General features: G+C 36.9%; 6 protein-coding genes and 1 tRNA gene. All 7 read right to left on the reverse strand.

Going from position 1 to position 8,975, the window contains the following annotated elements; translation table 11 throughout:
- Positions 1 to 79 precede the first annotated feature (79 nt).
- Complete coding sequence (locus tag M983_RS03985) at positions 80 to 2,344, reverse strand: TonB-dependent receptor domain-containing protein (RefSeq protein WP_066747388.1); 2,265 nt, start codon at positions 2,342 to 2,344, stop codon at positions 80 to 82.
- A 350-nt stretch (positions 2,345 to 2,694) separates the two neighbouring features.
- Positions 2,695 to 2,768: transfer RNA gene (locus M983_RS03990), tRNA-Gly, on the reverse strand.
- Positions 2,769 to 2,964: 196 nt separating this feature from the next.
- Positions 2,965 to 4,479: a lysine--tRNA ligase gene (lysS, locus tag M983_RS03995; protein ID WP_066747389.1), complete on the reverse strand. Its 1,515-nt coding sequence runs from the start codon at positions 4,477 to 4,479 to the stop codon at positions 2,965 to 2,967.
- 8 nt (positions 4,480 to 4,487) lie between these two features.
- Positions 4,488 to 5,586 (reverse strand): peptide chain release factor 2 gene (gene prfB, locus M983_RS04000; RefSeq protein WP_157091924.1). Its coding sequence is split into 2 segments (ribosomal slippage): positions 4,488 to 5,510 and positions 5,512 to 5,586, totalling 1,098 coding nucleotides; the frame shifts between segments, so codons are not numbered across the junction.
- A 163-nt stretch (positions 5,587 to 5,749) separates the two neighbouring features.
- A complete protein-coding gene (gene recJ, locus M983_RS04005) occupies positions 5,750 to 7,483 on the reverse strand; it encodes a single-stranded-DNA-specific exonuclease RecJ (RefSeq protein ID WP_066747394.1) in 1,734 nt (577 codons plus the stop codon).
- A gap of 9 nt (positions 7,484 to 7,492) precedes the next feature.
- Positions 7,493 to 8,200 (reverse strand): bifunctional protein-disulfide isomerase/oxidoreductase DsbC, encoded by a 708-nt coding sequence (dsbC, locus tag M983_RS04010; RefSeq protein WP_066747397.1) that lies wholly within the window; start codon positions 8,198 to 8,200, stop codon positions 7,493 to 7,495.
- Positions 8,201 to 8,233: 33 nt separating this feature from the next.
- Positions 8,234 to 8,975, reverse strand: a 742-nt coding sequence (gene xerD, locus M983_RS04015; RefSeq protein ID WP_066747400.1) for a site-specific tyrosine recombinase XerD, incomplete at its 5' end; no start/stop codon positions are given.

Here is an 8,975-nt window from a genome sequence, read left to right on the forward strand (position 1 = left end):
TTTATTTAAGCACAGTAAACTATGAAATTGAAAAAAGACCAGCTTAAATAACTAAGCTGATCTTTTAAAAATTAAACAATTAGAATGTTGTTTCTATGCCTAATCTGACAGTACGTCCAGGGATCGGCATATAAATAACCGTGCCAGGATCAAATGCATAACGATTAGTTAAATTATCAACGTTGAACGTTAGCTGAATATTCTTTCTAAGAGAATATTTACCAAATAGATCAACAGTTGTTGAAGAATATAATTTTTGTACAGGTGCAGCAGCTGTTCCTGCTAACCATTCTTGTGGATAATCTTTGCCAGAATTATAACGAACTCTCACACCCGTTTGTAATGCTTGTTCGAACATTTTAATACCCATAATACCTGTAAAGACTTTTTTAGGTGGAATTCTTGAAGGTGATAATCCCCATGCAAAACCAACGGTATTACACGCTGATGGTAATCTTCCTAATTCCATTTCATCTCTAGAACAAAGTTGAGCATTCTTATAAAACGTGGCATCTAATGAACCAAATGCATAGCGAGAGTCATATTTTAATTCAATTTCATAACCTGATAGTTTGAAGCTATCGTGGTTTTTCGTCACAACATAAGGGGATGACCAATCTTCTAATTTAGGGTTTACGCCCTGAGACAGATAATCTTTAATATTGTTATTAAAATAGGCAAAGCGTAACGATGTTGTATCATCTTGCGCGATAAGATCTTTTTTATCTAGCGTAATACCCGCTTCGAATGATTTCGCATGTTCAGGCTTTAATGGCACATTAGGCGCATAAGAATATGTTTGTCCTGACATTGTACTTTCAAATAAACTTGGTTCTCTATAAGAATCAGAATATTTGCTATAAATATCAACTTCATTAGTTACATGGAAACGTAATTCACCAAAGAAGTCGTTTTTAGGGCCATAACTACGACTTTTTCCTTCATTATGATCGTCAACTTTAAAGGAATGAATACGCCAGCCACCTAATGTTGTGAACCATTGATGTTTATATTCTGCATTGACAAATGCAGAACTATTAGTTCCTTTCGCATTACGAGTTACTGCAGGAAGTTCATCACCCGCTGTTGTTCCTGTTGGAGACCAGATAGGCTGATAACGCTTATTTAATGGCTTGGTTTTTTGTTCCATAAATTCCACACCATAAGTAATATCAATCGGATAATCTGCAAACTTAGAGGTATTCTCTAAATTAAATCCCATTCTTTCATCCGAATATCGGTGCTGATATTGGTTACCATAATGTGCAGTAACATCATCAGTTAAGCCGTTTCTTTGATTAAAACGCCCTTTTGTCCACCATACACCTAAATTAAGATCGATAAGTAAAGATTCAGGTTTATATGAGTAATTCATTGAGGCGGTATCAATATTCGCAGATCCAAGTGACCATTGCGCCATTTTTCCATTTGATTGATACCAATAAGCCGCTAATACTTCACCCGCTTTTTGTTCATGTCGACGATAATTAAATTCAACACTGGAATAAGGAGAGAAATAGATATTCGTTTTTAATAATGTCGATTTGCTTTCATAGCTGGTATTAACAACTTCACCACCTGGTTTAATCGGTGAATCTGTATTTTTATATTTATCATAACCATGTTTACCAGCAAAGAAGTTACCTTGAGTTCTATCACTATAAGCAACAAGGAAATCGAATTTATCATTTCGATATGCCATTCCTGCAGTATAAGCGCCATTATTAAAACGAGAGCCTTTTATACTTTGAGCAACTTTATAACTACCTTGAGATGTTTCATCAGAGCTAATGGTTGGTCTGACATTATTGTTATAAATATTGCCTTTAAACAGGAAACCTAAATTATCCCCTTTTGGAATAATACTATTTGCCGAAATCGTTTTAAGTTTGACAGTACCACCGATAGCGCCTCCTGAGAATTTACTCATCGAAGCCCCTTTTTGTATATCAATGGTATCGATTAAGTCCATATCAATATAGGTTCTATCAGCACTACCTTGATAACCACGCCATGTATTTGTAGATTGCAGGCTCCCATCAATAATAATTGGGACACGTCCATTACCTTGTAATCCACGTATTCCAATATCTAAAGCACCGGCTTCATTTCGTGAGTTATTTATTTGTAGTGAGGATTCATTAGCAAATATATCAGAGTTAGTCGTTCCTCTAATTGTACTTACATCATTAGTATCAATATGTTTACTACTTAATTTTGATTTAGTTGCAGTTACAACAAGTTTGTCTTCTTGATTTGCTGGCGTATTCTGGCTTGCTAAAGATGACGTTGAAGTGCATAAAACAACCAAGGTTATTATGTTTTTCTTAGTTTTAAATATCATTAAAGTCATGCCTTTCATTAATCAACTATAAAAGTTTTATGTCATCGAATAATGTCATTATTGTTAAAACGTCATCCCTGTTTTAACGTCACTTATTCAAGTGTTAGTTATTAATTGATGCCCCATCTAACATAGAAATAGGTATATAATTTATAAGGTTATATTCCTTTATATATTAATCGAAGCTAAGAAATATACTCTAATGATAATAATTATCAACATAATAATTAATATCATTAACATTTAATTTGCATATATTTATTTAATTTATTAATACTAATTAGTATTATTTAGAAACAAATTAACTTAAGGTAAATATATTTTTAGGGAAGGATAATTGAGAAATAAAGTGGAGCGAGCGAAGGGAATCGAACCCTCGTATAGAGCTTGGGAAGCTCTCGTTCTACCATTGAACTACGCTCGCAATGGCTTTTTAATTATACGCCGACTTCATTGAACAGCAATATTTCGATAATAAGAATAGCCGTAAAATTTTCAATATTCAGTTAGTTATTTAAATAATTTTTTAGTAAATAAAAAAGCCACTTTAATAGAGTGGCTTTTGCATATTCACTTAAATTTAATAAATACGTTATTAAATTATTCGATAAACACAGCGGTTATTTTTCAGGGCGCATCGCTGGGAATAGAATAACGTCACGAATAGTATGGCTATTTGTAAATAACATGACCATACGATCGATACCAATTCCTAAACCAGCTGTTGGTGGTAATCCATGCTCTAATGCCGTGATATAGTCATGATCGAAGAACATCGCTTCATCATCACCCGCTTCTTTTTGGCGTACTTGCTCTTCAAAGCGATCGGCTTGATCTTGTGCATCGTTAAGTTCTGAGAAACCATTACCGATTTCACGACCACCAATGAAGAATTCAAAACGATCTGTGATAAATGGATTATCATCATTACGACGCGCTAAAGGAGAAACTTCAGCAGGGTATTCAATGATAAACGTTGGTTGAATTAAATGGCTTTCTGCAACTTCTTCAAAGATTTCACATTGAATACGACCTAAGCCCCAGCTTTTCTCAATTTTAATACCAATTGATTGAGCAATTGCCACTGCTTTATTCATATCATCAAGATCTGCCATCTCTGTTTCAGGACGATATTTGCAGATAGCTTCTTTCATGGTTAGTTTTTCAAATGGTTTACCAAAATCAAATTCTTGCTCACCATATTTAACCACAGAAGAACCTAATACATCTTGTGTCAGAGTACGGAATAATTCTTCAGTTAAGTCGATAAGATCACGATAATCAGCATACGCCATATAGAGTTCCATCATGGTGAACTCTGGGTTATGACGTGGTGAAACACCTTCATTACGGAAATTACGGTTAATTTCAAATACGCGATCAAAGCCCCCAACCACAAGACGTTTCAGATATAACTCAGGTGCGATACGCAGATACATATCGATATCTAACGCATTATGATGAGTAATAAATGGACGCGCACTTGCACCACCAGGAATAGTTTGCATCATTGGTGTTTCCACTTCCATAAAGCCTTTATTCACCATAAATTGACGAATGGCTGACATGACTTTTGAACGGATTTGGAAAGTACGGCGAGAATCTTCATTAGAAATAAGATCTAAATAGCGTTGGCGATAACGCATTTCTTGATCTGATAAACCGTGGAATTTATCTGGTAATGGGCGTAATGCTTTAGTGAGTAAGCGCAATTCTGTACAGTGAATACTTAATTCACCTGTTTTAGTTTTAAATACGCGACCACGGCCACCTAAGATATCACCAAGGTCCCATTTTTTAAATTGCTCGTTGTATATGCCTTCAGGCAAATCATCACGAGAAACATAAAGCTGAATACGACCACCCATGTCTTGCAATGTCGCGAATGATGCTTTACCCATAATACGACGGGTCATCATACGTCCAGCAATAGCCACTTCGATATTCGCAGCTTCTAGCTCTTCTGCACTCATTGCATCATATTTTTGATGTAATTCGTCAGACATTGCATCTCTGCGAAAATCATTAGGGAAAGCGATACCGTTATCACGTAATACCGATAATTTTTCGCGGCGTGTTTTCATTTCGTTATTTAAATCAGGTGCCTGTTCCGCACCTTGTTGCTGTTGCGACATGTTTTTCCTCACAGGCCCGCTTTTAAGCTAGCTTCAATAAATTTATCGAGATCACCATCTAACACTGCTTGTGTATTACGAGTTTCCACACCAGTGCGTAAGTCTTTTATACGAGAATCATCAAGGACATAAGAACGGATTTGACTACCCCAGCCAATATCTGACTTATTATCTTCCATTACTTGTTTATCTGCATTTTTCTTCTGCATTTCCAATTCATACAGTTTCGCTTTCATTTGCTTCATTGCCTGATCTTTATTCTTATGTTGAGAACGATCGTTTTGGCATTGAGTCACAAGCCCTGTAGGAACGTGGGTTATACGTACAGCAGATTCTGTTTTGTTTACGTGTTGTCCACCAGCGCCTGATGCGCGGTAAACGTCAATACGTAAATCAGCTGGATTGATTTCAATATCAATATTGTCATCAACCTCAGGATAAATAAAGGCGGAACTAAATGATGTATGGCGACGACCACCAGAGTCAAATGGGCTTTTACGTACAAGACGATGAACGCCAGTTTCAGTACGTAACCAACCATAAGCATATTCACCAATGATTTTTATAGTTGCTGATTTTAAACCTGCCACATCACCATCAGATTCTTCAATTATTTCGGTTTTAAAACCTCTTGATTCAGCCCAGCGTAAATACATGCGCATTAACATACTTGCCCAGTCTTGCGCTTCTGTACCGCCAGAGCCCGCTTGTAAATCGAGGTAGCAATCTGCACTATCATATTCACCAGAAAACATGCGGCGAAATTCTAACTGTTCAAGTTTTTTATTTAAGAGGTCTAATTCAGCGATAGCTTCGTTGAATGTTTCTTCATCGTCAGCTTCAATAGCAAGCTCAAGTAAACCAGAAACATCTTCTAGTCCTTGTTCTAATTGATCGATAGTTTCAACAATCGCTTCAAGAGATGAGCGCTCTTTACCTAATGCTTGTGCCCTTTCTGGCTCATTCCAGACATCAGGTTGCTCTAATTCAGCGTTAACTTCTTCTAAACGCTCTTTCTTCGCATCATAGTCAAAGATACCCCCTGAGGACGCTTGTCCGCTCAGAGACTTCTTCTATTTGGTGTTTTACTGGGTTGATTTCAAACATACTTTTCGTCTTTAGTTGTTTTCAACAATAATTGGAATAAATTTTGAACCGCATATTGTAACGGATATAACGGCGGGTTTATAGCATTTATATACAATTGTCTATAGGACAGTGATGACATCAATTACCTTCCCTAATCCCGTTATTTGTCTCTATACTCATGTTAGTAAGGCCAAATATGCTCAACTAATAATTGCGCATTACGCTGACCTCTAAATTCATTAACATCCAATCGATAAGCAAGCTCAACCGTTTTAATGCTATTATCAGGCCAAATATTGGTATCAACATTAAAAGCAATAGCATCAATCATCAGATGACCATTTAAAGGTTGAAGCGTCATTTTTAAATGTTTACTACCCACTATGCGTTGCTGTAATAAAATGAATTTGCCATCAAATAATGGCTCAGGAAATGCTTGTCCCCAAGGCCCTGCTTCCCTTAACATTTCAGCAATAGGCAATGAAAGTTGGTTTTCTAACAACTCACCATCAGAAAAAATGATACCTTGTAATTGGTCTTTTGATACTAACTCACTCATTAAAGAAGAAAAATGCTGTTGAAAGAGTGGAAATTTTTCTTCTTCAAGTGAAAGGCCAGCTGCCATAGCATGGCCACCAAATTTAAGCATTAAATCAGGGTTTAATGTATTCAGTCGTTCTAAAGCATCACGTAGATGAACACCACTAATAGAGCGACCTGAGCCCTTCAATAAACCATCACCACAAGGCGCAAAAGCAATTACAGGGCGATGAAGCTTTTCTTTAATACGAGAAGCTAGAATACCTACAACACCTTGATGCCACTCAGGATGATAAATCGCTAGTCCATTAGGTAAATCATGTTGATTTCCCATAAATTTACGAAAAATAGTTGAGGCTTCTTCTTGCATTCCAGCTTCAATTTCACGTCGAGTTTGATTAAGCCCATCAAGCTCATTTGCAATTTGGCGCGCTAAACCAATATCATCTGTGAGTAGTAATGCAACACCTACTGACATATCATCAAGCCGGCCTGCCGCATTTAATCGAGGTCCTAAAGAAAAGCCTAAGTCACTACTGACTAATTGAGAAAGTTCTTTTCGAGAAACTTCTGTTAATGCTTTAATCCCAGCACAACAACGCCCTGCTTTTATTCGGCGTAAGCCTTCATAAACCAAAATACGGTTATTTTCATCTAATGGTACAACATCAGCAACAGTACCTAATGCAACTAAATCAAGAAAATCTGCCATATTAGGACGTGTGATATTATGTTTTTCAAAAAAACCTTGTTTTTCTAACTCTGCTCTTAACGCCGTCATTAAATAAAACGTAACACCAACACCCGCTAATGATTTCGATAAAAAAGCGCAATCGGCTAAATTCGGATTAATTATTGCATCAGCGTCAGGTAATGATTGACCTGGTAAATGGTGGTCTGTAACCAGGACTTTAATGCCATATTCATGGGCAAGGCTGACACCTTCAAAAGAAGAAATACCGTTATCCACAGTAATAATCAGATCAACACCTTTTTTAGCCACATCATCAACAACTTGTGGGCTTAAACCATACCCATCATCAAAACGATTGGGAATATGATAATTGACGTGCTGAAATCCCATTTGTCGTAATATTTTTATGGCTAATGCTGTGCTTGTTGCACCATCAGCGTCAAAATCGCCGACGATAACAATACGTGACTGTTTATTAAGAGCATCAATCAGTAATGCAATAGCATTCTCAATACCAGTAAGTTGATTATAATGTAGCAATCCTCTCAACGAACGCTCAAGTTGTTCTTCTGATGTAATGCCTCGATTAGCATAGAGCTGACGTAATAAAGGATCGAGGCTGTCAGGAAGTTGCGTTGACAGAGCTATACGACGACGCAATGTCGGTTCAATAGTGACCATAAAACGTTATTACTTCTCTTTTTTATCAAGTAATTCAACTAAGTTATTGGCGGAAATATATCCCCCATAAATTGTTGCATTAGGTAATACAATAGCCGGTGTGCCTTTAATTCCCATCATTGTGCCAACTTTAAAGTGCTCATTAATATTAATTTTTTTACACTCATCAATTGCGATGATGTTGTCCCCTTTAAATGCACTATCAAGCGATTTATTAGGGAAACCACTACACCAAACTGCGTTCATTTCTTTACTCACCACATTATTCGTTATCCCATTACGAGGAAATGCTAAATAACGAACGGTAATGCCATTTTTATTTAATTCGGGGACTTCTTTATGAAATTTCTGGCAATAAGGACAACTGATATCGGTGAACACAGTAATGACATGGCGTTCATTCGGCGCTTTGTAGACTATCATTTCATTTTTTAATGAGTCTATTTTCTTCATTATAACTTTATTGGCAATACTGACAGGCTCATCCCCATTAATATTATAAATAGGGCCTGCGGTGAGATATTTACCATCATCAGTAATATAGAAGATGCCCTTTTCAGAAAGCACGGCATTTAATCCTACAATGGGTGTAGGTTGAATGCTTTCCGCTTTAATTTGCATTTTAGCCAGTTGCGCTTCAATTAAGTTGTTATCAGCAAGCGCAGGCATTGACGCTATACTCAATAACATAGGCAACCATAGCATTTTCTTTTTCATTATAAATTCCTATTATAAGCCCACTATAAGAGGCTATCCCCTTGGATGGTGCTGCTGATGGAGCGTTTTTAAGCGTTCTGTAGCAACATGGGTATAAATCTGTGTTGTAGAGAGGTCACTGTGTCCCAATAACATCTGTACAACACGCAAGTCTGCTCCATGATTTAAAAGATGTGTCGCGAAAGCATGACGTAATACATGGGGTGATAACTTTTCGGTATCTATTCCTGCTATCACAGCATAATGCTTTATACGATGCCAAAACGTTTGGCGCGTCATTTTTTGTCCTCTCAAGCTTGGGAAAACGATGTCATCTGTTTTTCCTTGCATAAGGAGAGGCCTTCCATATTGTAGGTAATTTTCTAGCCAGTAAACCGCTTCTTCACCTAAAGGCACTAATCGTTCTTTATCACCTTTACCAGTTACTCTTATCACACCCTGACGTAAACTTAAGTCAGGTAATGATAACCCGACTAATTCAGAAACACGAAGTCCGCAAGCATAAAGGACTTCAAGCATGGCTTTATCACGTAGTTCTATAGGTTCGTCAATACAAGGTGCATTGAGTAGATTATCAACTTGTTGTTCACTTAAATCTTTGGGCAATCGCTTAGGTATTTTTGGTGTTGAAAGCAATGCGCTTGGATCATCTGAACGTTGTTTATCACGATAAAGATATTGAAATAATCGACGCATAGTACTTAATAAACGAGCAGCACTACTGGCTTTATACCCTTCATCAAGACGTGTTGCGAGAAAAGATTGTAAATCAAGC

This window comes from Proteus myxofaciens ATCC 19692 (assembly GCF_001654855.1).
Classification (GTDB): Bacteria; Pseudomonadota; Gammaproteobacteria; order Enterobacterales; family Enterobacteriaceae; genus Proteus; species Proteus myxofaciens.

Bases quoted from the DNA above. Each gene is read 5' to 3' on its own strand.
- lysS (WP_066747389.1), bottom strand. From the start codon at position 4,479: ATGTCGCAACAGCAACAAGGTGCGGAACAGGCACCTGATTTAAATAAC.
- recJ (WP_066747394.1), bottom strand. From the start codon at position 7,483: ATGGTCACTATTGAACCGACATTGCGTCGTCGTATAGCTCTGTCAACG.
- dsbC (WP_066747397.1), bottom strand. From the start codon at position 8,200: ATGAAAAAGAAAATGCTATGGTTGCCTATGTTATTGAGTATAGCGTCA.
- M983_RS03985 (WP_066747388.1), bottom strand. From the start codon at position 2,344: ATGATATTTAAAACTAAGAAAAACATAATAACCTTGGTTGTTTTATGC.